This is a genomic window from Kitasatospora sp. NPDC005856 (genome assembly GCF_040629945.1).
Classification (GTDB): domain Bacteria; phylum Actinomycetota; class Actinomycetes; order Streptomycetales; family Streptomycetaceae; genus Kitasatospora.
In genome coordinates, this window is record NZ_JBEXWT010000007.1 from 23,979 (window position 1) to 49,250 (window position 25,272).

25 protein-coding genes are annotated in these 25,272 nt (G+C 74.2%); 9 read left to right on the top strand and 16 right to left on the bottom strand.

Annotated elements, in window-relative coordinates:
• Positions 1 to 44 precede the first annotated feature (44 nt).
• Both ABZ449_RS06670 and ABZ449_RS06675 read right to left on the bottom strand, forming a co-directional pair.
• Complete coding sequence (locus ABZ449_RS06670) at positions 45 to 1,253, bottom strand: aminotransferase class I/II-fold pyridoxal phosphate-dependent enzyme (protein ID WP_360341253.1); 1,209 nt, start codon at positions 1,251 to 1,253, stop codon at positions 45 to 47.
• A 206-nt stretch (positions 1,254 to 1,459) separates the two neighbouring features.
• On the bottom strand, positions 1,460 to 1,861 hold the full coding sequence (locus ABZ449_RS06675; protein ID WP_360341256.1) for a hypothetical protein: 402 nt from the start codon (positions 1,859 to 1,861) through the stop codon (positions 1,460 to 1,462).
• Positions 1,862 to 2,296: 435 nt separating this feature from the next.
• Between ABZ449_RS06675 and ABZ449_RS06680 the strand changes: the two genes are divergently transcribed.
• A complete protein-coding gene (locus ABZ449_RS06680; protein WP_360341259.1) occupies positions 2,297 to 3,778 on the top strand; it encodes an LCP family protein in 1,482 nt (493 codons plus the stop codon).
• A gap of 77 nt (positions 3,779 to 3,855) precedes the next feature.
• Here ABZ449_RS06680 and ABZ449_RS06685 read toward each other — a convergent pair whose 3' ends face one another.
• The 3 genes from ABZ449_RS06685 to ABZ449_RS06695 form a co-directional block, all read right to left on the bottom strand.
• Positions 3,856 to 4,119 carry a hypothetical protein gene (locus tag ABZ449_RS06685; RefSeq protein WP_360341262.1) on the bottom strand — a complete coding sequence of 88 codons (264 nt, stop codon included), beginning with the start codon at positions 4,117 to 4,119 and terminating at the stop codon, positions 3,856 to 3,858.
• 175 nt (positions 4,120 to 4,294) lie between these two features.
• The gene (gene lepB / locus ABZ449_RS06690) at positions 4,295 to 5,326 is read right to left on the bottom strand and encodes a signal peptidase I (RefSeq protein WP_360341265.1); all 1,032 of its coding nucleotides are present in this window, start codon (positions 5,324 to 5,326) and stop codon (positions 4,295 to 4,297) included.
• A 63-nt stretch (positions 5,327 to 5,389) separates the two neighbouring features.
• Complete coding sequence (locus ABZ449_RS06695; protein WP_360341268.1) at positions 5,390 to 5,986, bottom strand: XRE family transcriptional regulator; 597 nt, start codon at positions 5,984 to 5,986, stop codon at positions 5,390 to 5,392.
• A 142-nt stretch (positions 5,987 to 6,128) separates the two neighbouring features.
• On the opposite strand from ABZ449_RS06695, the gene ABZ449_RS06700 reads away from it, so the two are divergent.
• On the top strand, positions 6,129 to 6,485 hold the full coding sequence (locus ABZ449_RS06700) for a hypothetical protein (RefSeq protein ID WP_360341271.1): 357 nt from the start codon (positions 6,129 to 6,131) through the stop codon (positions 6,483 to 6,485).
• 39 nt (positions 6,486 to 6,524) lie between these two features.
• Here ABZ449_RS06700 and ABZ449_RS06705 read toward each other — a convergent pair whose 3' ends face one another.
• From ABZ449_RS06705 to ABZ449_RS06720, 4 genes are all read right to left on the bottom strand, one after another.
• Positions 6,525 to 6,686: a hypothetical protein gene (locus tag ABZ449_RS06705; RefSeq protein WP_360341274.1), complete on the bottom strand. Its 162-nt coding sequence runs from the start codon at positions 6,684 to 6,686 to the stop codon at positions 6,525 to 6,527.
• A gap of 126 nt (positions 6,687 to 6,812) precedes the next feature.
• Positions 6,813 to 6,944 carry a hypothetical protein gene (locus ABZ449_RS06710; protein WP_360341277.1) on the bottom strand — a complete coding sequence of 44 codons (132 nt, stop codon included), beginning with the start codon at positions 6,942 to 6,944 and terminating at the stop codon, positions 6,813 to 6,815.
• Between the two features lie 266 nt (positions 6,945 to 7,210).
• The gene (locus tag ABZ449_RS06715) at positions 7,211 to 8,092 is read right to left on the bottom strand and encodes an SDR family NAD(P)-dependent oxidoreductase (RefSeq protein ID WP_360341280.1); all 882 of its coding nucleotides are present in this window, start codon (positions 8,090 to 8,092) and stop codon (positions 7,211 to 7,213) included.
• Between the two features lie 508 nt (positions 8,093 to 8,600).
• Positions 8,601 to 9,764 carry a magnesium and cobalt transport protein CorA gene (locus tag ABZ449_RS06720; protein ID WP_360341283.1) on the bottom strand — a complete coding sequence of 388 codons (1,164 nt, stop codon included), beginning with the start codon at positions 9,762 to 9,764 and terminating at the stop codon, positions 8,601 to 8,603.
• Between the two features lie 483 nt (positions 9,765 to 10,247).
• Between ABZ449_RS06720 and ABZ449_RS06725 the strand changes: the two genes are divergently transcribed.
• Entirely contained in the window at positions 10,248 to 11,582 is a 1,335-nt protein-coding gene (locus tag ABZ449_RS06725) for an FAD-dependent oxidoreductase (protein ID WP_360341286.1), read from the top strand.
• Positions 11,583 to 11,782: 200 nt separating this feature from the next.
• Here ABZ449_RS06725 and ABZ449_RS06730 read toward each other — a convergent pair whose 3' ends face one another.
• Complete coding sequence (locus tag ABZ449_RS06730) at positions 11,783 to 12,703, bottom strand: alpha-L-glutamate ligase (RefSeq protein WP_360341289.1); 921 nt, start codon at positions 12,701 to 12,703, stop codon at positions 11,783 to 11,785.
• 274 nt (positions 12,704 to 12,977) lie between these two features.
• Here ABZ449_RS06730 and ABZ449_RS06735 point away from each other — a divergent pair, with 274 nt between their 5' ends.
• Positions 12,978 to 14,579, top strand: a complete 1,602-nt coding sequence (locus ABZ449_RS06735; RefSeq protein WP_360341292.1) for an ABC-F family ATP-binding cassette domain-containing protein — start codon at positions 12,978 to 12,980, stop codon at positions 14,577 to 14,579.
• A gap of 262 nt (positions 14,580 to 14,841) precedes the next feature.
• Here the strand turns inward: ABZ449_RS06735 and ABZ449_RS06740 are convergent, their stop codons facing one another.
• A complete protein-coding gene (locus ABZ449_RS06740; RefSeq protein ID WP_360341295.1) occupies positions 14,842 to 15,603 on the bottom strand; it encodes a class I SAM-dependent methyltransferase in 762 nt (253 codons plus the stop codon).
• 7 nt (positions 15,604 to 15,610) lie between these two features.
• Positions 15,611 to 15,946 carry a hypothetical protein gene (locus tag ABZ449_RS06745; RefSeq protein WP_360341298.1) on the bottom strand — a complete coding sequence of 112 codons (336 nt, stop codon included), beginning with the start codon at positions 15,944 to 15,946 and terminating at the stop codon, positions 15,611 to 15,613.
• Between the two features lie 428 nt (positions 15,947 to 16,374).
• Here ABZ449_RS06745 and ABZ449_RS06750 point away from each other — a divergent pair, with 428 nt between their 5' ends.
• On the top strand, positions 16,375 to 17,148 hold the full coding sequence (locus ABZ449_RS06750) for a methyltransferase domain-containing protein (RefSeq protein ID WP_360341301.1): 774 nt from the start codon (positions 16,375 to 16,377) through the stop codon (positions 17,146 to 17,148).
• A 293-nt stretch (positions 17,149 to 17,441) separates the two neighbouring features.
• Positions 17,442 to 17,822 (top strand): hypothetical protein, encoded by a 381-nt coding sequence (locus ABZ449_RS06755; protein WP_360341303.1) that lies wholly within the window; start codon positions 17,442 to 17,444, stop codon positions 17,820 to 17,822.
• A gap of 384 nt (positions 17,823 to 18,206) precedes the next feature.
• On the opposite strand, the gene ABZ449_RS06760 is transcribed toward ABZ449_RS06755, so the two are convergent.
• From ABZ449_RS06760 to ABZ449_RS06775, 4 genes are all read right to left on the bottom strand, one after another.
• On the bottom strand, positions 18,207 to 19,424 hold the full coding sequence (locus tag ABZ449_RS06760; RefSeq protein WP_360341306.1) for a glycosyltransferase: 1,218 nt from the start codon (positions 19,422 to 19,424) through the stop codon (positions 18,207 to 18,209).
• On the bottom strand, positions 19,421 to 20,218 hold the full coding sequence (locus ABZ449_RS06765; protein WP_360341309.1) for a MerR family transcriptional regulator: 798 nt from the start codon (positions 20,216 to 20,218) through the stop codon (positions 19,421 to 19,423). The genes ABZ449_RS06760 and ABZ449_RS06765 overlap by 4 nt, the downstream gene beginning before the upstream one ends.
• A 115-nt stretch (positions 20,219 to 20,333) precedes the next feature.
• The gene (locus ABZ449_RS06770) at positions 20,334 to 21,455 is read right to left on the bottom strand and encodes a DUF6745 domain-containing protein (RefSeq protein ID WP_360341312.1); all 1,122 of its coding nucleotides are present in this window, start codon (positions 21,453 to 21,455) and stop codon (positions 20,334 to 20,336) included.
• 140 nt (positions 21,456 to 21,595) lie between these two features.
• A complete protein-coding gene (locus tag ABZ449_RS06775; protein WP_360341315.1) occupies positions 21,596 to 21,922 on the bottom strand; it encodes a hypothetical protein in 327 nt (108 codons plus the stop codon).
• A 201-nt stretch (positions 21,923 to 22,123) separates the two neighbouring features.
• Here ABZ449_RS06775 and ABZ449_RS06780 point away from each other — a divergent pair, with 201 nt between their 5' ends.
• The 3 genes from ABZ449_RS06780 (at position 22,124) to ABZ449_RS06790 (ending at position 25,256) form a co-directional block, all read left to right on the top strand.
• Positions 22,124 to 23,101 carry an STM4015 family protein gene (locus tag ABZ449_RS06780; protein ID WP_360341318.1) on the top strand — a complete coding sequence of 326 codons (978 nt, stop codon included), beginning with the start codon at positions 22,124 to 22,126 and terminating at the stop codon, positions 23,099 to 23,101.
• A gap of 80 nt (positions 23,102 to 23,181) precedes the next feature.
• Positions 23,182 to 24,117 (top strand): STM4015 family protein, encoded by a 936-nt coding sequence (locus tag ABZ449_RS06785; RefSeq protein ID WP_360341321.1) that lies wholly within the window; start codon positions 23,182 to 23,184, stop codon positions 24,115 to 24,117.
• A 14-nt stretch (positions 24,118 to 24,131) separates the two neighbouring features.
• On the top strand, positions 24,132 to 25,256 hold the full coding sequence (locus ABZ449_RS06790) for an STM4014 family protein (protein ID WP_360341324.1): 1,125 nt from the start codon (positions 24,132 to 24,134) through the stop codon (positions 25,254 to 25,256).
• The last annotated feature ends 16 nt before the right edge of the window (positions 25,257 to 25,272 follow it).

Here is a 25,272-nt window from a genome sequence, read left to right on the forward strand (position 1 = left end):
CCCCGCCCTGCCGGTGTCCACGCCGGTGGCCACCCCGCTTCGGCTCACACCTTCGCCAGCGCCCGCGCGACGTCCGCCCAGATGTCCTCCGGGTGCTCGATGCCCACCGAGACCCGTACCGTCCCCGGCCCGATGCCCGCCGCCGCCAACTCCTCGTCCGACAGCTGCCGGTGGGAGGTGCTGGCCGGGTGCAGTACCAGGGTGTGCACGTCTCCCAGGGACGGGGCCAGCGAGGCGAGCCGGACGGACTCGGTGAACGTACCGGCCGCCTCCCGGCCACCGGCCAGGTCGAAGGCCAGGACGCCGCCGTGGCCGTCGGGCAGCAGCCGGCGGGCGAGTTCGTGGTCGGGGTGGCTGGGCAGGCCCGGGTAGTGGACGGCGGTGACCGCGGGGTGGGCGGCGAGCCGGCCGGCCAGCTCGAGCGCGCTCTCGCAGTGGCGGCGGACCCGCAGGGCGAGGGTCTGCATGCCGCGCAGGGTCAGCCAGGCGGCGAACGGGTCGGCGGAGGCACCGAGTTCGAGCGAGCGCCGCCAGACCCGCCGGTGCAGTTCCGGGTCGGCGAAGACGGCGACGCCGCCGAGCACGTCCGAGTGCCCGCCCAGGTACTTGGTCACGGAGTGGATCACGATGTCCGCGCCGTGCTCGATCGGGCGGCAGAGCAGCGGGGTCGCGAAGGTGTTGTCCACCACGCTCACCACCCCGGCCCGCTTGGCGACGGCGATCAGCCCGGGCAGGTCGGTGATCCGGGTGGTGGGGTTGGAGACGGTCTCCAGGAGCAGCACCCGGGTCTCGGGCCGCAGTGCGGCCGCCACCCCGGCGGGGTCGTCGCCGCTCACATAGCTGACCTCGACGCCCCAGCGCTCGGTGAGGTCGGTCAGCGCGCCGATGGTGCCGCCGTACAGGCTGCGCTGCGCGATCACGTGGTCGCCGGCGCTCAGCAGGGCGAGCAGCGCAGTGCTGATCGCGCCCATGCCGGAGGCGCTGGCGAGGGCACCGGTGCCGCCCTCCAGTCCGGCGACGGCCTGCTCCAGCGAGCGGACGGTGGGGTTGCCGAAGCGGTTGTAGAAGAAGGCGCCGTCCGGTCCGCCGTGGGCCCCGGCGAGTGCGTCGCCGGTGTCGAAGGCGAACAGGTGACCCTGGTGCAGCGGGACGCCGAGCGGACGGCTGCCGGTGGCCTCGACGAGCGGCGGGTGGACAACCCGGCTCTCGGGGTGCAGTTCCTCGGGGGCCTCGTGGGAGTGGAAGTCGCTCATGACGCTCATCCTGGGGCGGCCCCGGCACCCCGGCCAGGGCCAATCGGCGTCAAGTGGACTGCCCCGGGCGGTCGTTCCGGCTCCGCCGCCCGGCGGGCGACGGCGAACGCCCGGGTCGCGGCCGTACGCGGGCCCCGCTCGGCCGCGGACGGGCGGCCACCGGCGGCTACCCACGGCTGCTCGCAGCTGCCCCCGACTGCCTGCGGCTACTTGCGACGGCTGAAGATCCGCTTCGCGGCGTAGACGATCCCGACGATCAGCAGGACGACGAGCAGGATGAGCAGAATGACCACGACCAGCAGGAACTTCCCCAGCTTGGCGAAGAAGCCCTTTTTCTTCTTCTTCTCGTCCTTGGCCGCGAGGTGCGCGACATCGGCGGAGGCGACGGAAGCGGAGGCGGCGGCGCCGCGCGCTTCGGCACGGACCTCCGAGCCGGCGACAGCGACAGCGACAGAGCCGCCCGGGGCGGCCCCCGGGTTGACGGCGGCGGCCACGACGGTTCGGGGTGCGGCCACCGCCGCCGCGCCCGATGCGGCGGCGGTGAGGCCGACGGCGGCCAGCAGGGCCACCAGGGCGCCGGCTATCGAACGTGCGATGCGATCAGTCATCGTGCTCCTCGTACGGGTCCGGAGCAGCGCGGACCAGCCGCTCTGACCAATTTCTCATGGTCTGACCAGCTGGTTTTCTCATCCGCGCCTAGTATGCTCCACTGAAGTTCTACAGCGGTGTAAAAGTTTAGCGACGGGCCCCGCCCGGATCGGCTCCGGCCCCGAGCCACGCGAACCCGCCGCCGGTCGACGGGGGCTCGCGTGGCAACTGTGGAGGATGACGACGTGCCTGGCCGCAAGGGTTCCCCCGAAGCCGAGAATTCGCCGCACCGGACGGGTGGGCGCCGGGCGACCGGTCGGAGAACCGGCCAGGGGGACGACCGGAAGGACGACCGGAACCCGGACAGCACGGATAGTACGGACGGAACGGACATACCGGACGGCCGTTCAGCGGGCCGGGCCCGCAAGAAGCCCAAGCGCAGCACCAGGGAGAAGGTGCTCTGGGCGACCGCCGGCTGCACCGCCCTCGCCGTCCTCGGCGGCGCCGGCCTCTACCTCCGGCTGAACGGCAACATCAGCACCTTCGACGGCGACGCCCTCAGCAAGGACCGCCCGGAGGCCGCGGCCCCGGACGCCCAGGGCCGCACCCCGGTCAACGTGCTGCTGATCGGCTCGGACAGTCGCGGCAACGGCAACAGCGACCTCGGCGGCGGCGGGGACGGCGGAGCCCGCTCGGACACCGCGATCCTGCTGCACGTCTACGCCGACCACAAGCACGCCGTCGGCATCTCCGTCCCCCGCGACTCCCTGGTCACCCTCCCGCCGTGCAAGCTCCCCAACGGCAAGTGGACCAAGGAGCAGACCAATGTGATGTTCAACAGTGCCTTCTCGGTCGGCGACAGCGAGCAGGGCAACCCGGCCTGCACCCAGAACGCCGTCGAGAAGCTGACCAACCTGCGCGTCGACCACACCATCGTGGTGGACTTCAACGGCTTCGCCTCGATGACCAAGGCGGTCGGCGGCGTCGAGGTCTGCCTGCCCAACGACATCCACGAGGGGGACCTCAACCCCAACCTCGGCCACAAGGGGAAGCTGCTCTTCGCCAAGGGCAAACAGAAGGTCGAGGGCCAGGCCGCACTGGACTACGTCCGGGTCCGGCACGGCATCGGCGACGGCTCCGACATCGGCCGCACCAAGCGCCAGCAGGCCTTCATGTCCTCCCTCATCAAGGAGGTCAAGTCCCGCGGCATGGACCCGACCACGCTGCTGCCGCTGGCCGACGCGGCCACCAGGTCACTGACCGTCGACCCCGGCCTCGGCTCGGCCGCCAAGCTGCTCTCCTTCGCCATGGAACTCGAGGACGTGGACCTGCACGACATCAAGTTCCTCACCGTGCCCTGGCGTTACGAGGGACCGCGGGTCGCCCTGGTGCACCCCGACGTGGACCAACTGTGGGCCGCGCTCAAGGCCGACCGCACCATCGACGGCCAGGACGCGAGCGCCCCGGCCGACGCCGGCTCCGGCGCCACCCCGTCCGCCGCTCCCGCCGCCGCGGCCGCGCCCACCCCGACGCCCGCACCGGACGCCAAGGCCGCCGAGGTGAAGGTCTCCGTGCTCAACAGCACCGGTGAGACCGGACTCGGCAGCCGGGCCGCGGAGACCGTCAAGGGCGCCGGCTACACCGTCACCGGCGTCGGCAACGCGGCGGGCAGGCCGCGCAGCACCACCGTCGTCGAGTACGGCACCGGCGAGCGCACCGCCGCCGAGGCGGTCGCCAAGCTGTTCCCCGGCGCGACCGTGCAGCCCGGCGGCCGGGGCGTCAGCGTCGTCCTCGGCCACGACTTCGCCGCCGCCAACCCGGCGGGCCCCGCCACTCCGGCCCCCGCCGCCACCGCCCCGGCCCCGCTGCCCACCAGCGTCAGCGGCGCCGCCCGCTCGGCCGACGACGATCCCTGCGCCAACCTCTCGTACGGCTGAGCCGGTCCACCCCGCACACACGACGGCGGGGCGCCTCCTCCGGCTCGCTGCTCCGGGGGAGCGCCCGGCCGCCCCGCTCAGATCCCGGACACCGGGAGCAGCAGCACCCGCGCCGGGTCGAACGGCTGCCAGAGCGCGGGCTGTCCGCTGCGGCCGACCCGCAGTCGGCACCACCGCCGCCCGGCCGTGTCCTGCCACCACGCGCTGACCCTGCCGAGCGCCCAGGTGCCGCCCCCGAGGTCCACCTCGACCGGCTGGTAGACCCACCGGACGTCCCGGTCCGCCGGCTCCGGTCCGGTCGGCCCTCCGGTACGCCCGGGACTGCACTGACTCTCCACCACGGCTCCGCCTCCCGGCCCGGACCCTGGCGCCGGTCGCCCCCGTGCGGGCGGCCGACGGCCGGGGTGCAGCTCACCTCCTGAACTCTACAGGCGTGTAGATGTCAGTGGGAGGAGTTCCATCGAAGACGATCGACCCGGGCGGGACGGCGGTCGCGGTATCCGGGGCGAGCCGGCCTCAGCCGCCCTTCCGCGCCGACGCCCTGCGAGCCGCGGCCCCGCTCGACGACACCCCGTGCGCCCCATCCGCTGCGGCGCCGCGGGCCGAGCGCCGCCGCCACAGGGCGAGCGGCACGATGCCGGCCAGCGCGGCGGCCTCCGGCGCCGGCGGCGCCTCGAACGGCGCGCCGGCCGCGCCCGCCGCCCCGGCGGGCACCTTGTCGAAGGTGTCGGGGACCGGCAGGGTGGACCAGTCGGACAGCGGCCAGGCGACCACGAAGGCCCGGCCGACCACGTTGTCCACCGGCACGAAGCCGTCGCCGGTCTCGTTGTGGTGCCAGCGGGAGTCCCGCGAGTTGTTGCGGTGGTCGCCCATCACCCACAGCTTGCCCTTGGGCACGGTGATGGTGCCGACCGGGTCGTTGTCGCAGGGCGTCGAGCCGGGGAAGAGGTACGGCTCGTCCAGCGCGACGTTGTTCACCTTCAGCGGCGCGCCCGCCGCGCATTCGACGGTGTCACCGCCGACCGCGATCACCCGCTTGATCAGGTCCTTCTCGTCCGCCGAGGGCATCAGGCCGACGGTGCTGAGCGCCTTCTGCACGGCGCCCATCACCGAGTCGCCCGAGGTCGTCGGCGTGCCCTCCAGCCAGCCGCCCGGATCGCGGAACACCACCACCTCACCGCGCTCGGGCTCGGCGCCGAACCACGGGGTGAACTTGTCGACCAGTACGCGGTCGCCGATCGCGAGGGTCTGCTCCATCGAGCCGGAGGGGATGGAGAAGGCCTGCACGAAGAAGGTCTTGATGCCGAGGGAGAGCACCAGCGCGATCACCAGCAGGATCGGCAGCTCCTGCCAGAACGGTCGCTTCTTCCGGGGGCGCTCGGCCTGCTCCTCGGACTTCCCGGGAGCATCGGCCTCCTTGGAAGCCCCGGCCCCCGCGCCCTCCGTCGCCGCGCCGCCCGCACTCGCCTCCGCCCGGCCGCCCCCGGCCGCCTCCCGCTCCCCGGCTCCGCCGCTCTCGCCGGACTCCGCGCTCTGCTGCACACTCATCTCCTCGGCCCCTCCCGATGGCCTGGTGGGAGCCGGTACGAAGACCCCCTGTCAGGAACGAACCTACCGAACAGAGGTTCCCGGGCGCGCCCTGACGTGGATGCGCTCCCCCTGCGGCCCGAACAGGCTGAGGAACTCCACCGGCTGCGGGCCCGCGTTGCCGAAGGCGTGCGGGGTGCGGGTGTCGAACTCGGCGGCCTCACCGGCCGTCAGCACCAGGTCGTGGGTGCCGAGGACCAGTCGCAGCCGTCCGGACAGTACGTACAGCCACTCGTACCCCTCGTGGACCTTCAGTTCCAGCTCCGGTCCCTCGTTGCGGCCCGGCGGCACGATGTGCTTGTAGGCGTGCAGGCCGCCCAGGTGGCGGGTGAGCGGGACGATGGTCTGGCCGTTCCTGGTCACCGGGCGCGGGTGGATCCGCGGGTCGCCGGTGGCCGGGGCGCCGACCAGCTCGTCCAGCGGCACCCGGTACTCCCGGGCCAGCGGCAGCAGCAGCTCCAGCGTCGGTTTGCGCTGCCCGGACTCCAGCCGGGACAGCGTGCTGAGCGAGATGCCGGTGACGGCGGCCAGTTTGGCGAGCGTGGTGCCGCGCTCCCGGCGCAGCGCCCGCAGCCGCGGGCCCACCGTGGTGAGGACGTTCTCGAACTCTTCGTCGGCCATGCCTGCCATTTGCCGCTACGGCAAGGATCCTTGTCAATCCGGCACCCGGGTGAGGCCCCGGCGTCGCCCCGACCACCGCCCCGACCATCGTCCCTGCCGGTCATCACCCCGGAGCGCCCGCGGTGCGGCCTATCCTCCCACCATGCGCATCCTCCTCACCCGGGACAGCGTCGCGGCCGGCGACGACGCCGACGCCCCGCACGCCGGGACCGTCACACTCCCCGACCACCTGGACGCCCCGGCGGCGCTCACCGCCCTCGGCCTCCCCCGGCCCCGGCTCCCGCTGATCGGCGGCGGCCGCGCCACCTGGGTGGTGCGCGGCGCCGACGGCACCCCGCTGGCCGTCCTCGCACAGCAGTGGCCCCGGCCCCGGCCGCTCCCGGCCGCCCGGGGGCCGCTCGGCCGCCTGGCCGGAGCGGACGGCACCGTCCGACTGCACGTCGAGTACCGGCGCCAGCTGGACCCGGAGGCCGAGTACCAGCGGCTGCTGGCCGGTTAGGCTCGACGGCCGCCCACTGGCTCCCACTGCCGCCCGCGGTCAGGGTGTGCCGAGGAACCAGAAGAAGTGCTCCTGCTCAAGCAACGCCCGCTCGATCGGATCGAACCAGTCCGTGACGACGAACAGCAGCACGCCCACCGCGCCTCCCAGCAGCAGCCCGATCGCCACGGCCGCCACCACCATCCCCGCGATCGCCCGCATCCGGGCCTCCTCCCCGTCCCGGGGAGGGTCCCCCACCGGCCGTGCACCGGAACCGAACGTCCTTGGACCGAGGCCGAGTTGTCACCGTCCGGTGAGCAACGGCTCCCACCGGGCGGTCCGGCCGGCCTACCGGCACTCGCGCAGCCGGGCCCGCACCCCGGCCGCGGTGGGGCCGAGCGCCAGCAGCAGCACCCCGGCGGCCAGGGCCACCGCGGTGCCGTCGAGGTCGGCGTCGGTCGCGGCGATCGCCCGGTCCATCGAACCGGCGTCTGGTGCCGCGCCGGCCGCCACAAGGCCTTCCCTGACGCCTCCTTGACGTCGCCGGGCGCCGTTCTTGACGCATCTTCGGCGCCCTCCCGACGCCCGGCGGCCATCTCCCTTCGGCGAAGGCCGGGCGGATCAGCCCCGGCCGGCCTTGCCGCCGTGGATCGCCCTCTTCTTCCGGCGGGTCCGCTTCTTGCGGGCGCGCTTGGACATCGCGACTCCTCCGGCCTCCCGGGTCCGATCGTGCTCGCGAACGGTGTTCAGGCCGCCTGGCCGACCAGCTGGTCGGCGAGCTTCGCCAGCCGCTTCAGCGAGCGCTCCTCCTGGACGGCCGGCGCCGTCCTCGCGACCGAACCCCCTTCGTAGTAGGCGCCGTTGGCGAGTGCGACGCCGGGCAGGCAGAGCCACACCACGGCCGCCGCCCCCTCCACGGCCGGCGCGCCGGTCCGCCCGTACAGCGGCAGCAGCGCCGTGGCGCACTGGCCCGGGTTGAGGCTGGCGGCGGTGATGCCGGAGCCGGCCGGGGCCATCTCGGCGGTCGCCATGGTGAGCGCGAGCTGCGACTGCGCGTACGCGGCGACCCGCGAGTACTTCTTCGTCCGGTGCGGGTCCGACCAGTTCATCGAGGCGGTGCGGTGCAGCGAGGAGGAGACGTTGACGATCCGGGCGTCGCCGGCCGCCGAGAGCGGGGCCCGCAGCAGCTTCGCCAGCAGGTGCGCGGCCAGGAAGTTGACCTGGAGCGAGACCTCGTTGCCGTCGTCGGTGAGCGTGCAGCGCTCGGGCGCCATCGCCGCGGCGTTGTTCACCAGCAGGTCCAGCGCAGGGTAGTGCTTGACGACCGTGCCGGCCAGCACGGCGATCTCGGCGAGGTGACTGAAGTCGGCTGCCAGCTCCACGAGTTGGTCCCGCCGGGCACCCGCGGCGACCAGGCGCCCGACGGCCGCCTCGGCTTCGGCGGCGGTCCGGGCGTGCACCAGCACGGTGGCGCCCAGCCCGGCCAGCAGTCGGGCGGTCTCCCAGCCGATCCCGGAGGAGGCCCCGGTGACCAGGGCGGTGCGGCCGGACAGCACGGTGCCGGACGCCGCAGCTCCGGACATTTCGAGCACGGCGGGGGTGGAGGTGGACAGGACGGAGTCGGACATGACCGTTCCCAGGGTGCGTGACACCACCGGCCCTGCCCGGGCCGGGGGTGCGGGCCCAACTGGCCCGATGGATTGAGGAATGCGAGACACAGAAAACGCGGAGCGCGGAAACGCGGAGCGCGGATCTGTGGAACGCGGATCTGTGGAACGCCGGCCGCCGATCGCGGCGGTCCCCGGACGAGGGCTTCACGTACCCGCCCCCGCCCGCCGCGACGGCGCCGGGACGGGGTGCGGCACGTACCGTGCCCTCCGGCGGGGAGGCGCGGATCAGCGCACGGCGATGACGGCCACGGCTGCACGGACCGTCAGCCGCCTATGCGGCGGACGGTCGTGATGGCGTACCGGGCGGTTCATGCTCCTCATCCAATCGGCCCTCCCCCACCCGGGCAAGCGCCGCGCCGACGCCCTGACGAATCCCTGACGCGGCCGCCCATCCGCCCGCGGCCGCGGTCGTCCCTCCGCGCCGTGGGCCCGGCCGTCTCGCGTCCCGACGGCTCCGGGCTCCGGCCTACAGCCAGTCCCGCTTCTTGAACACCAGGTACAGCCCGGTACACACCAGCGCCATCAGCCCGATCGCGAACGGGTAGCCGAAGGCCCACTTGAGCTCCGGCATCTTCTCGAAGTTCATCCCGTACACCGTTCCGATCAGTGTCGGCGCGAAGAGGATGGCCGCCCAGGAGGAGATCTTCTTGATCTCGTCGTTCTGCGCGTGCCCGGCTTCGGCGAGCTGCTTCATCTCCTCGTTCTGCCGCTGCGAGACCAGGGTCGCGTTGACGGTCAGGATGTTCTGCAGCATCTGCCGGAAGCCGTCCACCCGCTCGGCGGCGTAGGTGGCGTGGTCGGCGACGTCGCGCAGGTAGCGCTGGAGCTCCTCGTCGGTGCCGTACTTGCCGAAGCCCGCCTCCAGGCTCTTCATGATCTCCAGCAGCGGGCGGGTGGCCCGCTGGAACTCGATCACCTCACGGGACAGCTCGTAGATGCGGCGGGAGACCTGCGGGTCGCCGCCGAACACCTCGGTCTCGATCTCGTCGATGTCGTGCTGGAGTCCGGCGATCACCGGCGCGTAGCCGTCGACCACGGCGTCCAGCACCGCGTACAGCACCGCCTCCGGGCCGAGCGCCAGCAGCTCGGGGTCGTCCTCCAGCCGGCGGCGCACCGCCGAGAGGTCCGGCGCCTGGGAGTGCCGGACGGTGAGCACGAAGTCGGGGCCGACGAAGAGGTGGATCTCGCCGAAGTCGACCTCCTCCGCCTCGTCCAGGTAGCGGGCGGCGCGCAGCACCACGAACAGGGTGTCGCCGTAGCGCTCCAGCTTCGGCCGCTGGTGGGCGACGATGGCGTCCTCGAGGGCCAGCTCGTGCAGGTTGAACCGGTCGGCGGCCTCCAGCAGCTGCGCCTCGGCGGGGCGGAAGAGGCCGATCCAGGCCATCGTGCCGGGGCGGTCGGGCAGCGTGCGGTAGATGTCGGCGAGGTCGGTGGGCGCCTCTATCCGGCGGCCGTCCCGGTAGACCGCCGCGTCCACGACGGAGCGTTCCAGCGTCACCGGCTCGACGGGCTGGTCGGGGCGCGGGTCCATCGAGTGCTCGGGCGCGGGCTGGGTGTCCGCGGGCCGGACGACGGAACGGGAGAACGGACGCTTGCTCGCGCGCACGGCGCGCACACGCCAGTCGGACATGGCGGGGACCTCCACGGTGGATGCCCGGCCGCCGTACGGGAACACGGCGGGCCGGAGGCGCCCGGCCGGCCGCCACGCGCACGGCGCGACGGGCGGCGCTCGTCGAGTACGACGAGGTCAGTGCCGCGCGGGAGCCGTACGGGAGGAGGTGTGCCGGGGGCCGCGAGTGGTGCGGGACAACCGGGGGCGGGGCCGACTTCGACCCGTACTACTGCACTCCACGGCTCTCACCTCCTCGCCTCCGCGCGCCCACGCACCGGGAGAGGCGCCAGCACAACCCCGCCGAGTCTAGTACCCGTTCTCGTACCCGTACGACCCGCCCTCCCGCCGGGCCCCGCCGCGGCCCGCGCCCACCGCTCGCGTGCACGCCTCGGCGGCCGCCCGGAGCCGCCGCCACGCGGTCTCAACGCCCCGGCCGGGCAGGGCTGTTCGTCCGCAGCGAAGTGATCACGGGGAGGCGAGCGCGCCACTACGCTACGTGGCATGACTTCTTCGGAGAGGGCCCCGGGGCGGGGTACGGCGGTGGTGATCGGCGGCGGACTCGCGGGGATGGCGGCCGCGTGGGCGCTGCGCGGCTTCGCCGAGCGGATCGTGGTGGTGGAGCGGGACCGGTACCCGGCGGGGACGGAGTTCCGGGCCGGGGTGCCGCAGGGCCGGCACGCCCACCTGGTGCTGGAGGCCGGGCACCGGCTGCTGGAGGAGATGATGCCCGGCATCAAACAGGAGCTGATGGCCGCGGGCGCGCAGCGGGTGGCCGCCTCGGACGTCAAGTGGCTCTGCTCCGCCGGATGGCTGGCCGACTACCCGGCCCAGATGGCCTTCCTCTCCTGCACCCGGCCGCTGCTGGACTCGTTCGTGCTGGACCGGGTCCGCGCCCACCCCGCGATCGAGTTCCTGGAGGGCACGGACACGGTCGGACTGCTCGGCTCGGCGACCACGGTCACCGGTGTGAAGGTCCGCGAGCGCGGTCCGGAGCGCGCCGAAGTCCGCGAGATACCGGCAGAGTTGGTGGTCGACGCGACGGGCCGCTCGACCTCGGTGCCGAAGTGGCTCACCGAGCTGGGCTGCCCGCCGGTGCCCGAGGAGCGGGTGGACGCGGGCGTCGCGTACGCCTCCCGGATGTTCCACCGCCCGGCCGGGTCCGACCTCGGCGCCCAGGCGGTCTACCTCCAGACCAAGGCGCCGGACGCGCAGCGTCTGGGCGTGCTGCTGCCGGTCGAGCGCGACCGCTGGATCGTCAGCCTCGCCGGGATGCGCGGCGCCGAGCCGGCGGCCGGCGCCGAGGGGTTCACCGAACACCTGAGCCTGCTGCGCGACCCCCTCCTCCAGGAGGTGCTGCGGGACGCCGAACCGGCGGGCGAGGTGCGGGGCTTCCACCCCGGTCCGGGCGTGCGCCGGCACTACGAACGCAGCTGTCCGGACGGGCTGGTGGTGGTCGGCGACGCCGCGAGCACCTTCAACCCGGTGTACGGGCAGGGCGTCACGGTCGCGCTGTTCTGCGCCCGGGAGCTCCGCCGCACCGCGAAGCGGCACGGCGGCATCGGGCACGCCACCGCCCGGGCCGCACGGCGCGCCGTCGCCGCGGTGTCCAAGATCCCCTGGATGATCTCCTGCGCCGAGGACGCCCGCTTCCGTGCCACCACCGGAGCGCCGTCCGGCGCCCTGGTCGAACTCCAGCACCGCTTCTTCGACAAGGTGCTGGCGGCCAGCACCGAGGACCCGGCGGTCACCGCGGTGTTCCACGAGGTGATGTCGCTGGTGGGGCCGCCGTCGCTGCTGTTCCGGCCGTCGGTGCTCGCGGCGGTACTGCGGGCCTGAGGGGGCGGTTCCGCGTGACGGAGGAAGCGGTTCTGCGGGCTTGAGGGCGGAGCCGGGCCCGCCGCCCGGGGGCGGGACCGGCCGCCGCGGGGGCGTCCGGGTGTCCGCGGGGTGCCCGCGTACTGCCCGGCCCTCCGGGGTGGCCGCGCGGCGCTCGGCACCACCGGGGCACTCCGGGCGTCGGCGGGATGTCCCCGGCCCTACTGGCCGAGGTGCGCGGCGACGTACGGCAGCGCCACCTGCTCCAGGCCGCGCCGGCCGAAGGCGGGGTGGACGTTGACCTCGAAGACCACGCCGCCGCTCTCGGCGGCGAGGTCCACCCCGGCGAGGTCGAGGCCCACGGAGGCGGCCGCCGCGATGGCCGACTCCGCGAGCCCGTCCGGCAGTTCGGTGTAGTCGAGCAGCGTGGAGACGGCTCCCCGGCTCTCGTTGCAGGGTGCGTCCGGGTCCGCCTGGACGTGCTCGACGACCCGGACCACACGCCCGTGAAGCACCACCACCCGGTACTGGTGGCGGCGCCCGTCCGGGAGGAGGTTCCGGGCGTCGCGGGCGATCAGCCAGTCCGCGCCCGCCCTGGCGTAGTGCCGCGTGGCGGCGTCGAGCTGGGCGCGGGAGGTGACGTGGAAGACGTCGTCGCCGCCCATCCCGACGCAGGGCCGGGCCCAGACGTCGCCGCCGAGTGCCGCGAAGGCGTCGGCGGCGTCCTCCGGGCTCGGCCCGGAGAGCGCGATGCTGGGCATGTGCGGCACGCCGTCCCGGACGAAGCGGCCGACGGTGATGTCCTTCTCGGTGGCCGCCCGCCACGCCTCGGCGTCGGTGCCGAGCGAGCGGGCGCCGAATCCGCGCAGCCGCCGTTGGCAGTCCTCGAACGCCCGGCGCCGGTGCGGCGGGATCTCGTAGACGATCACCGTGTCGGCGGTCACCGACCGGCCGCCCGCCTCCAGCCGGAAACCGCCCGCGTCGTCGGCCTCGATCAGACCGCTGCCGCCGGTCATGAAGTGCCGGGCGTCCAGTTGGACGGGTTCCCGGCCGGTCAGCGTCCGCGCGGCGGCGGCGAGCACCTGTCGGCTGCCTTCGGTCGAGCTGTGGTCGGTCAGGAGTACGAGGTCGCGTCGGGCCATGCGGACATGCAAGCGAGTGCGGCGCGACCACGACAAGGACGCCCCGTCCGCCATCCGTCGCCCGGTATGGCCGAAACCGCACGTCCACGAGCGGACGGCACGTGCACCCCGGGCCTGCTGCGGCCGCCCGCCCCGCGCCGCCCCGTTAATCCGGATGCGCCCGACCCGCCCCTCCCGCTACCGTGCCCCTCATGTCCACGCCCCGAATTTCCTAGCCGGACGGCCCGCTTCCACGCCACCCGTCTGTCCGCTAGCCGTTTCGGAGCGTTATCCCATGATCACCACCCGTGGTGTCGACGTGCGCGTCGGCGCCCGCCTCCTGCTGTCCGACGTCACCCTGCACATCGCGCCCGGCGACCGGATCGGCCTCGTCGGCCGCAACGGAGCCGGCAAGACCACGCTGCTCGCCACCCTGGCCGGGCAGCTGGCGCCCGCCGCCGGCACGGTCACCCGGACCGGCGCCGTCGGCTACCTCCCGCAGGACCCCCGCGCCGCCGACCCGTCGGCCACCGTCACCGACCGCATCCTGTCCGCCCGCGGTCTGGACACCGCCGTCCACGCGCTGCGCGCCGCCGAGGCGGCGATGGCCCGCGCCGGATCGCCGGCCGAGGAGCGGCGGGCGATGGACGCGTACGTCCTGGCCGAGGCCGGGTTCGAGTCCCGTGGCGGCTACGCCGCCGAGGCCGAGGCAGCCCGGGTCGCGGCCGGGCTCGGCCTGCCCACCCACCTGATGGGCTCGCCCGTCGGCACGCTCTCCGGCGGCCAGCGCCGCCGGGTCGAGCTGGCCCGCATCCTGTTCGCCGACCACGGCACCCTGCTGCTGGACGAGCCGACCAACCACCTGGACGCCGACTCCACGGCCTGGCTGCGCGGCTTCCTCGCCACCCACCGGGGCGGGCTGGTACTGATCAGCCACGACCTCGGCCTGCTCGCGGAGACCGTCAACCGGGTCTTCCACCTGGACCCGCAGCGCGCCACGATCGACGTCCACAACACCGGCTGGGAGGCCTACCTGACCCAGCGCGCCGCCGACGAGCGCCGCCGCACCCGGGAGCGGGCCAACGCCGAGCGCAAGGCAGCCTCCCTGCACGCGCAGGCCGACCGGATGCGGGCCAACGTCGCCACGGCGACCACCGCCCGCAGCATGGCCCGCCGGGCCGACCGGATGCTCGCCGAACTCGAACCCGTCCGGCAGGCCGAGCGCACCGCCCGGATCCGGCTGCCCGAGCCCGCCCCGTGCGGCCGGATGCCGCTCGGGGCGATCAGCCTCACCAAGTCCTACGACGGCCGGCCGGTGCTGACCGGGCTGGACCTGGCCGTGGACCGCGGCAGCCGACTGGTCGTGCTCGGCCTGAACGGGGCCGGAAAGACCACGCTGCTGCGCATCCTGGCCGGCCGGGAGACGCCGGACTCCGGCCGCGTCGTCCCCGGCACCGGCCTGCGGCTCGGCTACTTCGCCCAGGAGCACGACACCCTCGACCCGGCGCTCAGCGTGCGCGACAACCTCGCCGCGGCTGCACCCGCCCTGACCGACGGTGAGCTGCGGCACGTGCTCGGCGCGTTCCTCTTCCGCGGCGACGACGCCGACAAGCCGGCCGGGGTGCTGTCCGGCGGCGAGAAGACCCGGCTCGCCCTGGCCGCCCTGGTGCACTCCGGCGCCAACGTCCTGCTTCTGGACGAACCGACCAACAACCTCGACCCGGCCTCCCGCACGGAGGTCCTGGCCGCGGTCGGCACCTACCCGGGCGCGATCGTGATGGTCACCCACGACCCCGGCGCCATCGAGGCCCTCCGGCCCGACCGCGTGCTGCTCCTGCCGGACGGGGACGAGGACCTCTGGCACGACGCGTACCTGGACCTGGTCGCGCAGTCCTGAGCCGCGGTGCCGGCCCGCCGGGTTTCTGCCCGGCGGGCCGGCTCGCGGCAGGCGACTCGCGGCGGGCAGGCTCGCGGCGGGCCCCGGCCAGGCTCGCGGCAGGCGGCGGGCAGGCTCGCGGCGGGCAGGCTCGCCTCGGGCCCCGGCCAGGCTCGCGGCAGGCGGCGGGCAGGCTCGCCTCGGGCCCCGGCCAGGCGGGTCTCCGCGTGGCGGGCCTCCGCCAGGCAGGCTCGTTCCGGTGGGCCGGACGTCGCCGCCTCGGCTACGGCTTGCGCGCCTCGATCAGGAAGCGCGCCGAGTGGGCCACGAACGGGCCCTCGGCCCGGATCCGCCCGTCCAGTTCGCGCAGCCGGTCGAGGTATCCGGCCACGGTGAAGCCCGGGACCATCCAGATCACCTTGCGCAGGAAGTACACCACCGCGCCGATGTCCCGGAACTCCATCCGCAGCCGCTCGGACCGCAGGTCCAGCACCTCCAGCCCGGCCTCCCGGGCCTCGGCGCTCTCCCGTTCGGGGCGACGGCCCTCGCGCGCCTCCGGCTGCGGCCCGAGGAAGTACTCGACCAGTTCGAAGGCCGACGCCGGACCCACGTGCTGGGCGAAGTACGTGCCGCCGGGGCTCAGCACCCGGGCGATCTCCGTCCACCAGGCCCGCACCGGATGCCGGCTACTGACCAGGTCGAAGGCCCCGTCGGCGAACGGCAGCGGCGGCTCGTCCGGGTCCGCGACCACCACCGCGCCCAGCGGGTGCAGCAGTTGGGTGGCACGGGCCGCGTTGGGCGGCCACGACTCGGTGGCCGCGAGCACGGGCGGGCGCCCGCCCAGCCGTACGGCGCCAGCGAGCACCTCGCCGCCACCGGTCTGGATGTCCAGGGCGGCGGTCGCCGTGCCCAGTCGACCGGCCAGCAGCCGCTGGTAGCCCCAGGAGGGCCGTTCCTCGGCGGCCCGGCCGTCCAGCCAGGAGAAGTCCCAGCCGTCCACGGACACGGACTCGGCCTCGGCGATCAGTTCTTCGAAGGTCCGCATGTGCGCATCATCGCAGTGACGGTGCCGTCCGGCCAGCGAATTTCCCGTCCGGGACGTCCGCGGGTCGAGGAGCCGACAGGTACCGCAGGACGCTGCCGACCCGTACCTCCAGACTCCCGGCGGCGATCAGCCCGCTCACCGGCTCCGCACCGCCGCCGTCCGCCTCGAACGCGACCAGCACCCCCGGTTCCCCGCCGCACTGGCGCTCCACCAGCCACCGCTCCTCGGGCGTGGGCGAGCGGAACACCGGGTCCTGGAAGGAGTCCGGACAGCGGACGTACAGCGGGTCGGCGAAGACCAGCTCCAGGCCGTGGTGGTAGCAGAGGCCGTACCCGGCGGCCAACCGCAGCTCACCGGGGCGCCAGGGACCACACGTCCCAGTCCCACCAGCTGCCCTCCGGCAGCTCGGTCACCCCGGCGACCGGTCCGACCGGCCCGCGTCGGTCGCATCGGCCGTCGTCGCCGTCGCCGCAGCCACCGAGCCGCGGCGAGGCGCCGTCATCGCGTGCCGAGGCGCCGTCACGGCACGGCGACGGGCCGTCCGACCAGTCGTCATCGTCCGGTATCCGTGCCATCTGCCCGCCCTCTCGGTGGCCCCGAAAACCGGTACCCGGCCCCGGTGTGCCGAGCGAGGATAGCGCCGTGACCGACAGAGCGGTCTCCGCGTTCCGCTCGACGTCGCGCCGTCCGTGCCCTGCCCTGACCTGCCCTGCCCTGCCGCGTTTTCGCCCGCTCGATGCCCCGCCGACGTCCCCTGAAGGGCCCGACGCCATGACCCAGCCCTCCCTCGGCCGCTTCTACGACGCGTTCGCCGATGACTACCACCTCGTCTACGCCGACTGGAACGGCTCGATCGCCCGCCAGGGCGCCGCGCTGGACGCCCTGATCCGCGCGAACCTCGGTGACCGCCCCACCGAGGTGCTGGACTGCGCCTGCGGCATCGGCACCCAGGCCCTCGGCCTGGCCGCGCTCGGCCACCGCGTCACCGGCACCGACCTCAGCCCGGTCTCCGCCGCCCGCGCCACCGCCGAGGCCGCCGAGCGCGGCCTCCGACTGCCCACCGCCGCCGCCGACATGCGGGAACTCCCCTTTCCGGACGGGCGGTTCGACGTCGCCGTCTGTGCTGACAACGCGCTGCCGCACCTCCTTACGGCCGAGGACGTGCGCACCGCGCTCGGTGAGCTACGGCGGGTCCTGCGCCCGGGCGGACTGCTCCTGGTCACCACCCGCCCGTACGACGAGCTGCGCCGCACCCGGCCCACCTCCACACCACCGCAGACCGCCGAGCACGACGGCCGACGGTCGGTCGTCTTCCAGCTCTGGAAGTGGCACGAGGACGGCGAGCGGTACGACCTGGAGCTCTTCCGGCTCCTGGCGGGCGACTCCGGCCAGTGGCAGGTCGCCGTGCACCGCGCCACCTACTGGGCGCTCACCCAGGACCAGTTGAGTGGCTTCGCCACCGAGGCCGGCCTGGCCGGCATCCGCTGGGAGCAGCCCGTTGACACCGGCTTCTTCCAGCCCGTCCTGATCGCCCGCGCGTCCTGATCGCCCGGGCGTCCTGACCTCCCGAAAGGCTCCGGCACGGTTTCCCGCGGTCACCTCCTCCGCTCTCCGCTCGTCTCACCAGCTCCTCACCCCCGACCGGGTCGCCATGACCGGACGGAGCACGACCGGCATCGTGTCGGCGCCGGATTCGCCGTTCGCCGGGCGGCGGCCACGGGTCGCCCGAGGCCAGCTGAACGGGGGAAGTACCTCGCAGATCGGGTGTGGCGGCTGCGGGAGGGATCACCGGTTCGTCATCCTCCAGACATGTCGCCCAAGAACTGAGGAGTGAACGGATGCCGAAGGTGTCCAAGCAGTCAGCAACGAACGTTCAGGAGTTCGGCCCGGTGACCGACCGCCGGGAGGAGATGAACGGCTACACGGTGGAGTTCGTCTCTTTCAGCGCCGACGCCGACCTCGACGGGCCGCTTCAGGCGCTTCCCGGCGGAATGTGTCAGTGCCCGCACTGGGGTTACGTCATCGCTGGACGCATGCGCTTCGTCTTCGAGGAGCACGAGGAGGTGTACGAGGCCGGTGACGCCTATTACCAACCGCCGGGCCACCGGCCGTACGTCGACGCCGGCACCGAACTGCTCCAGTTCAGCCCGACCGACCAACTGGCGAGGACCGAGCAGGCGATCGTTGACTGGATGAGTCGGCAGAGCGGTACGCCGTAGCCACCACGCGTTGGGCAGCCGCGGCAGCACCCACGCGAGATTCCGGGACACAGGACCGGTGTCAGGCGGGCACAGTCGTCGGCCGCCGGGTGAGGGCTTCGGTCAGGCGCTACTGGTACAGCGCCCGGTACGCCTTCACGTCGACCGCCCTGGGCTGCTTCCCGCCGTCGCTGCCGTCGTCGGCTGGCCCGGCCAAGCGCGCTCAGGCGGTCACGGCGCAGCGGTCATGTCCTGGTGCCCCGACCGCTCCCCCGGCCCGGCCCCATGGGATTCGGACCACAACCCGCCGCCGGGAGCGGTGCCCGCGGTGACCGTCTTGCGCCCTCTGTGGCGTTCGATTCCCAGCCCGGACACACACACTCCCCTGGATCTCGAAAACATGTTCTAACCGTCCAAGGCCGCCACCGCCTCCGCGACCCGGGCCGCTCCGTCCTCCTTCGCCATCGCACGGGCCGCCTCCTGTGCCCCTTCCCTCAGCCGCTGCTCCTCGACGGCCTGACGGATGGCCTGCGCCAGCCGGTCGGCGGTCAGGTCGGCGAACCGCACCGGAGTGGTGGCGGCACCGAGCCGGGTGAGCCGGCCGGCCCAGAACGGCTGGTCCGCCGTCACCGGGACCGGGACGCTCGGCACGCCCGCGCGCAGTGCCGCAGCCGCCGTACCCGCGCCGGCGTGGTGCACGACGGCCGCCATGTGCGGGAACAGTCGGGCGTGCGGGAGTTCCCCGACGGTCAGCACGTCCTCGCCCTCCCCCGCGATGCCGGCCCAACCTGCCTGCACCACGCCCCGGACGCCCGCCCGGCGCAGGGCCTCCACCGCGAGGGTGCTCAGCCGCTCGCCCTGCCCCGCGGCCATGCTGCCGAAGCCGATGAACACCGGCGGCGGCCCCTTCCGCAGGAAGTCCTCGACCTCGACCGGGAGGCGGTAGTCGTCCGGCACGTACGGCCACCAGTTGCCGACCACCCGCAGACCCTGCCGCCAGTCGGCCGGCCGCGGTACGACGGTCGGGCTGAAGCCGTGCAGCACCGGCCAGTGCGCCCGCTCCCCGGCCCTTCGACGCGCGGTCTGGGAAAGCGCCGGGAGGCCGAGCCGCGACCTCATCCCGCGTGCGGCCCCGGCGTGCAGACGGTCGACGACCCGCTGGCCGAGCGCCCCCGCCGCCCGGTTGCCCCAGCTCCCCAACGAGCGACCACCCCCGACGACCGGAGGGAACTCCCGTGTCGGCAGCGTGGGTTGCAGGTAGACCCCGAGGCTGGGAACGTTCATCGCCTCCGCGAGGTGCCAGCCCAGCGGCGCGGTGGTGGTGCTCAGCAGGAGCAGATCGGCTCCGGGTGCGGCGGCGTCCGCGAGCCCGTCGCCCAGTTGTCCGATGAACGCCGCGGCCCGCGCGAGCAGGTCGGAGCGCCCGCCCGTCGAACCGGTGCCCGCCCCGCGTGGATCGACCGGGAGCGGCCGGAAGTCGAGGCCGCTGCCGGCCACCAGCTCGCGGAAGGCCTCGGGCGCCGCGAGCGCGACCTCGTGCCCGGCACCGCGCAGGTGCGCCCCGAGCCCGGTGTAGGGGGCGACGTCGCCGTGCGATCCGGCGGCCATGACGAGGATCCTCATCGGTCCGCCCCGTCGAGGTCGTTCCGGTCGCGTTGCCCGGCGTTGACGCCGATGGCCGCACGCAGGTAGCCGGCCAGGCCCGGGCGCTGCTCGGCCGGCGGGACGACCAGGGCGAAGGCGCGGGCGTCCGCCTCGTAGTCGTCGGCGATCCGGCAGTGCATCTCCGGCGGGCAGGGCGTGAACCACCGGGTGATGTGCTGCCGGTGCTGCTCCGCGAGGTCCAGCACCGCCGGGTCGTCGACCGGCAGCCCCGCGTCGAAGGCCTCCAGCAGCCGGCCGCGCCACTCGGCGGCCTCCGCCATCAGCTGCCGCCAGTCCTCCTTCGAGTGGGTGGCGGCGCGGGCCAGGGCCTCCTGGTGGCTGTCCCGCTCGCCCCACTTGAGGTGGGCCTCAGCCGCGTAGCTGAGGTCGAAGACCACGTCCCCGAAGACCTCGAAGCGCTCCTCCGGGGTCAGCTCGACCCCGGTGCGCTGGACCTCGATGGCCCGCTCCGCGACGTCGACCAGCTTCTGCAGCCGGGCGATCTGCCCGGTGAGGGCCTGTCGCCGCGCCAGCAGGTGGTCGAGCGCGTTGGCCTGCGGATCCGCCAGGATGTCCGCGATCTCGTCGAGCGGGAATCCGAGCTCCCGGTAGAAGAGGACCTGCTGGAGCCTGGCGAGGTCCGCACCGTTGTAGAGCCGGTACCCGGCCGGGCTGCGCTCACTGGGCGAGAGCAGCCCGGACCGGTCGTAGTAGTGCAGGGTCCGGATCGTGACCCCGGCGAAGCCGGAGACCTGGCCCACCGACCAGCTCATGCGTCCCTCCGATCATCCGTTCGTTCGCTGCGCCCCCACCGTGCGGCCTGACGTGGGGTAAGGGTCAACACGCGCAGCTCAGGGGCCTGCTCCGGATGCCTGGAGACACCTGGGCTCAGGTCTCGCGCTGCGGGCGGTAGGCGCTCTCGGGTATGCCGAAGGTCCAGGCGACCCCGGCGCGCGCGGTACGGGTGCTCGGAGGGACGCGCAGCCAGTACGTGCGGTGGGTGCCGTCGGGCTCGGGGGTGGAGTTGACCACCTCGACCATCACCACCGGCTCGTCGTCGGGCAGGACGATCCGCCAGAGCACCCCGGTCTCGTCCCGGTGGATGGGCTCGGCGCCGGAGTCGGCCAGGTAACGCTCGTAGCCGTAGTGCTCCAGCAGGACCCGGCGCAGCTCGGCGTTCTCCTCGGTGCGGATCCGCTCGACGGTCACCTCGACCAGGCCGGCCAGGAACTCGGGCGGGACGGGCATGCCGCGCCAGGCGTGCAGGGCGAAGCCGTCGGCGTACTCCAGGGCGGGCCCGTCCGCACGGTCGAGCCGCCCGGCCTCGTCGCGGTGCAGGGCGGTCGGCCGCTCGCTGAGCAGGGCCACGTCCCGGTACGGCCACCACCAGCCGGCCTCCCGGGCCAGTTCGGCGAGCGGTGCGACGGCTTCGGCGCTCGCGGCGGACTCGAAGGCGGCGAACCACGGCGCGTCGTGCTGGCCGCGCACGGCGTCCAGCAGCGCGAGCCGGACGGCGGTGCGGCGGTCCCGTGCCTCCTCGGCCACCGCGACATCGGACTCCCGGTCGGCCTCGGGGGCGAGCCGGTCGAGCACGGCGTTGCGCAGCCGGTCGGCGAGCGGGGTGGTGACCGGCCCGAGCTCGCCACCGGTGAGCGCCCAGTGGCCCGCCCAGCCGGCGGTGCCGAGTTGCTCGACGGCCCCTCGCCGGGCCCGTTCCCAGGGCCGGGTGCGCACGGCCTCCCGCACGCTCTCCGCACCGGCGGCCCGCAGCTCCAGGGCCGCCTCGGTCGCGGCGAGCGGCGAGTCGAACCAGCGGACGGCCGCGGGCTCGGGCAGTCCGGCCGCCCGGTAGGCGGCCCGGACGGCGTGCTCGGCCGCCGCCCTGTCGCCAGGCCCGGTGGCCGCCGCGGCCGCCCGCCAACGGGCCGTCGCCTCGGCCGGCCCGGGCAGCGTCCGCGCCTGCGCCTGGGCCCGGTCACCGTGGACCTCGTCGTGGATCACCGTCTCCATCCCTGCTCCGTTCCCGGTCGGGCTCCCCACCCGGCCGTCCGTTCCCGTTCCGTGCTGCGGCCCCGACCGCATCGTGCCGTGCCGTGCCATGCCGTGCCCTCGTCCTCACCCGCGCCCCCGTCCGGTGGGCGGAGCGGTCGTCAGTCCGCGACCATCCGCACCGCGCCGGGCACGTACTCGCGTTGACGGACCACCCGGTACCAGCTCTTGGGCAGCGGTATCGCCGCGTGCTCCTCGTGCACCACCCGGCCGCCCTCGGGCAGGTGCAGCCAGCCCGCACCGAACGGCCCGGACTCGCGGCGCAGCTCGCCGGGGCCGACCACGGCGTGCGCATGCCCGGTGACCTCTCCGAGCGCCAGCACCATCCGGCCCCGGGCGTCCCGGGGCTGCACGGCCAGCTCGGCCACCCGCGGCGGCACCGCGCTCTCCTCGACCGGCACGATCAGCACATCGCCCTGGCGGTACATCAGTCCTCCCTCGCCGTACGGCCGGACCCCGACGGACGCCGGAATCCACGGCTCCGCCGCGTCCACCGCGGTCACTCTCCGGAGCCAGGACCCGAACATAGAGCAAGGGTCTGACAACGCGCCCGGGCGGCGACCCGGGCGCCGGATTGTCAGTCCCGGCTGGTAGACAGTTGTTCGGCCCCGACCCCAGAGGAGCAGCGCATGACTGTCAACGACCACATCGAGCGGTTCCACGGTCTCCCCGTCTTCGACTTCGTGGCGGCCCTGGAGGAAGCCGAGGAGAAGGACGGATCCGGGGCCGCCCAGCTGCCGGCGGCGGACGCGGCCGCGTGGCGGATCCGGCTCGACTACGAGTCCGAGGCGACGTTCGTCGAGCGCTGGGAGCGGTTCCTCGGCACCGTCGACACCGCGCGGGTCACCGCCCTGGTGATCGGCCAGTGGGCGCCGGAGGAGCCGGAGAGCTTCCAGGAGCCGATGGAGGCGATCCTCGCAGCGGCCGACCGACTTCCCGCCCTGCGCGCGCTGTTCGTCGGCGACATCACCTACGAGGAGTGCGAGATCTCCTGGATCCAGCAGTGCGACATCACGCCGCTGGTGAAGGCCTTCCCGCAGCTGGCCGAGCTGGTGGTCCGCGGCGCCTCGCAGGACTGGGACGGCAAGGGCGGCCTGGCCCTGGAGCCGCTGCGGCACGAGGCGCTCAAGGCGCTGCGCTTCGAGGCCGGCGGTCTGCCGGGCTCGGTCGTGCGTTCGGTGGCCGGCTGCGACCTCCCCGCCCTGGAGCGGCTGGAGCTCTGGCTGGGCGTGGACAACTACGGCGGTGACGCGACGATGGCCGACCTCGCGCCGTTCCTGGACGGCACCCGCTTCCCCGCGCTGCGCCACCTCGGCCTCCAGAACAGCGAGTTTCAGGACGACATCGCGGCCGCGGTGGCGCACGCGCCCGTCGTCGCCCGGCTGGAGTCGCTCAGCCTCTCCATGGGCGTGCTGACCGATCAGGGCGCCACCGCCCTGCTGGAGGGCCAGCCACTGACCCACCTGCGCTCGCTCGACCTCCACCACCACTACCTCACCGAGGAGGTGCAGGAGCGTCTGCGCCAGGCCCTGACCGGGGTCGAGGTCGACCTCTCCGAGCCCGGAAAGCCCGACGACCGGTGGCGCTACGTGGCCGTGGCCGAGTAACCGTCACCGCCCGCACCCGCCCTACCGCCCATCCGTCCGTCCGCCCATCCGTCCGACCACTCGACCCACCAGGATCCGCCATGGCCGTCTCCCGCCACATCGAACGCTTCCACGAGCTTCCGATCCACGAGTTCACGCCCGACGACGCCCGGCCGCTGCCCGCCGCGGGCGGCGTAGCCTGGCGGCTGTCCCTCGAGTACGGCTCCAAGCGGGACTTCGTCCAGCTCTGGCGGTCCTTCCTGGAGAAGGTCGACCCGGCCGGCGTCCGCGCCGTGGTGATCGGCGCCTGGTGGCAGGACGGCTACACCTCCGTTCGCCCCGCGATCGAGGCCATCACCGCCGAGGCCCGGCGCCTGCCCGCCCTGGAGGCGCTGTTCCTGGGCGAGGTGACCTTCGACGAGTGCGAGATCTCCTGGCTGGAGATGGACGACGTCACCCCCTTGCTGAACGCCTTCCCCGGGCTGAGGTCGCTGGCCGTGCGCGGCGGCACGGACCTCGCCCTGGAGCCGGTGCGGCACGACCGGCTGACCAGCCTGCGCTTCGAGTCCGGCGGCCTCCCGGCCACCGTGGTGCGCGCGGTGGCCGGCTCCGAACTGCCCGCGCTGGAGCGGCTGAGCCTCTGGCTCGGCGTGGACGAGTACGGCGGTGACACGGGGATCGACGACCTGGCGCCGTTCCTGGACGGTTCCCGGCTGCCGAGGCTGCGCCACCTCGGGCTGGCCAACAGCGAGATCCAGGACGAGATCGCCGCCGCCGTCACCCACGCCCCGGTGGTCGCCCGGCTGGAGTCGCTCGACCTCTCCATGGGTGTGCTCTCCGACGAGGGCGCCACCGCCCTGCTGGAGGGCCAGCCGCTCACCCACCTGCGCTCCCTCGACCTGCACCACCACTACCTGAGCGACGCGATGCAGGGACGTCTGCGCGAGGCCCTCCCCGGGGTCGAGATCGACCTCAGTGACGCCGAGGCGGACGAGATGGACGACGAGGACGACCGCTACGTCTCGGTCGCCGAGTAGCCGGCGCGGAGGCGATGACTGTGCGACTGACCGTCCTCGGCAACCCGGGGCACCGACGGGTGACGCTGTTCGCGGCCGCCGCCCGGGCCGCCGGACTGCCCGAGCCCGCCATCCTGCCCTGGCTGGACGTGCTGCGCGGCCGGTACCGGCTGCCCGAGGGCGGTCTGCTGCGCATCGAGTCGCCCGGCGAGGAGCCCGAGGTCGACCGACTGCTGCGCGGCCCGGCGCTCGGCCCCGGTTACGCGCCGACCAGGGTCGAGGGCACGGCCGTCTGGTACGCGGGGGTCGTGGCCGCGCTGCGCGGGCTGGCCGCCCGGCCCGGCGTACGGCTGCTCGGCGATCCGGCGGAGATCGCCGTGATGTTCGACAAGCGCCGGGCGCACGCGCTGCTCACCGCGGCCGGGGTGCCGGTGCCCAGGGCGCTCGGCGGCGAGGTCACCGGCTGGGAACACCTGCGCGAGCGGCTCGCCGAGGCCGGTCTGCGCCGGGTCTTCGTCAAGCCGGCGCACGGCTCCTCCGCCTCCGGGGTGGTGGCCCTGGAGTTCGGGCCGCGCGGGCAGCTGCAGGCCACCACCTCGGTGGAACTCGCCGACGGCGGCCTGCACAACTCGCTGCGGGTGCGCCGCTACCGCACCGAGCGGGAGGTCGCCGCGATCGTCGACGGCCTGGCACCGGACGGGCTGCACGTCGAGCAGTGGATCCCGAAGGCCTCGCAGGCGGGGCGCTCGGCGGACCTGCGGGTCGTGGTGGTCGCCGGCCGGGCCACCCACGCCGTGGTGCGCACCAGCACCCAGCCGATGACCAACCTTCACCTCGGCGGCGCCCGGGGCAGCATCGAGCAGGTCCGGGAGGCCGCCGGCCCGGGCTGGCCGGCCCTGCTGGAGACGGCCGAGCGCGCGGCCGCCTGCTTCCCCGGCTCGCCGATGGTCGGCGTCGACGTGCTGCCCACGGCCGGGTGGCGGCGCGCCCTGGTCGGCGAGGTGAACGCCTTCGGCGACCTGCTCCCCAACCTCACCGGCCTGCCCGGCGGCCCGGCCGAGGGCCTCGACACCTACGGCGCCCAGCTGGCCGCGCTCACCGTCCCCTCCCCGACGTCGCCCGCGACGACGGACCACCAGATCACGGAACCCGCTCGATGAACCACCTGACCACCGC

Excerpts from the sequence above, each read along its gene's own strand:
- ABZ449_RS06670 (WP_360341253.1), bottom strand. The coding sequence starts at position 1,253 with ATGAGCGACTTCCACTCCCACGAGGCCCCCGAGGAACTGCACCCCGAG.
- ABZ449_RS06675 (WP_360341256.1), bottom strand. The coding sequence starts at position 1,861 with ATGACTGATCGCATCGCACGTTCGATAGCCGGCGCCCTGGTGGCCCTG.
- lepB (WP_360341265.1), bottom strand. The coding sequence starts at position 5,326 with ATGAGTGTGCAGCAGAGCGCGGAGTCCGGCGAGAGCGGCGGAGCCGGG.
- ABZ449_RS06695 (WP_360341268.1), bottom strand. The coding sequence starts at position 5,986 with ATGGCCGACGAAGAGTTCGAGAACGTCCTCACCACGGTGGGCCCGCGG.
- ABZ449_RS06700 (WP_360341271.1), top strand. The coding sequence starts at position 6,129 with ATGCGCATCCTCCTCACCCGGGACAGCGTCGCGGCCGGCGACGACGCC.
- ABZ449_RS06705 (WP_360341274.1), bottom strand. The coding sequence starts at position 6,686 with ATGCGGGCGATCGCGGGGATGGTGGTGGCGGCCGTGGCGATCGGGCTG.
- ABZ449_RS06710 (WP_360341277.1), bottom strand. The coding sequence starts at position 6,944 with ATGGACCGGGCGATCGCCGCGACCGACGCCGACCTCGACGGCACCGCG.
- ABZ449_RS06715 (WP_360341280.1), bottom strand. The coding sequence starts at position 8,092 with ATGTCCGACTCCGTCCTGTCCACCTCCACCCCCGCCGTGCTCGAAATG.
- ABZ449_RS06720 (WP_360341283.1), bottom strand. The coding sequence starts at position 9,764 with ATGTCCGACTGGCGTGTGCGCGCCGTGCGCGCGAGCAAGCGTCCGTTC.
- ABZ449_RS06725 (WP_360341286.1), top strand. The coding sequence starts at position 10,248 with ATGACTTCTTCGGAGAGGGCCCCGGGGCGGGGTACGGCGGTGGTGATC.
- ABZ449_RS06730 (WP_360341289.1), bottom strand. The coding sequence starts at position 12,703 with ATGGCCCGACGCGACCTCGTACTCCTGACCGACCACAGCTCGACCGAA.
- ABZ449_RS06735 (WP_360341292.1), top strand. The coding sequence starts at position 12,978 with ATGATCACCACCCGTGGTGTCGACGTGCGCGTCGGCGCCCGCCTCCTG.
- ABZ449_RS06740 (WP_360341295.1), bottom strand. The coding sequence starts at position 15,603 with ATGCGGACCTTCGAAGAACTGATCGCCGAGGCCGAGTCCGTGTCCGTG.
- ABZ449_RS06750 (WP_360341301.1), top strand. The coding sequence starts at position 16,375 with ATGACCCAGCCCTCCCTCGGCCGCTTCTACGACGCGTTCGCCGATGAC.
- ABZ449_RS06755 (WP_360341303.1), top strand. The coding sequence starts at position 17,442 with ATGCCGAAGGTGTCCAAGCAGTCAGCAACGAACGTTCAGGAGTTCGGC.
- ABZ449_RS06760 (WP_360341306.1), bottom strand. The coding sequence starts at position 19,424 with ATGAGGATCCTCGTCATGGCCGCCGGATCGCACGGCGACGTCGCCCCC.
- ABZ449_RS06765 (WP_360341309.1), bottom strand. The coding sequence starts at position 20,218 with ATGAGCTGGTCGGTGGGCCAGGTCTCCGGCTTCGCCGGGGTCACGATC.
- ABZ449_RS06770 (WP_360341312.1), bottom strand. The coding sequence starts at position 21,455 with ATGGAGACGGTGATCCACGACGAGGTCCACGGTGACCGGGCCCAGGCG.
- ABZ449_RS06775 (WP_360341315.1), bottom strand. The coding sequence starts at position 21,922 with ATGTACCGCCAGGGCGATGTGCTGATCGTGCCGGTCGAGGAGAGCGCG.
- ABZ449_RS06780 (WP_360341318.1), top strand. The coding sequence starts at position 22,124 with ATGACTGTCAACGACCACATCGAGCGGTTCCACGGTCTCCCCGTCTTC.
- ABZ449_RS06785 (WP_360341321.1), top strand. The coding sequence starts at position 23,182 with ATGGCCGTCTCCCGCCACATCGAACGCTTCCACGAGCTTCCGATCCAC.
- ABZ449_RS06790 (WP_360341324.1), top strand. The coding sequence starts at position 24,132 with ATGACTGTGCGACTGACCGTCCTCGGCAACCCGGGGCACCGACGGGTG.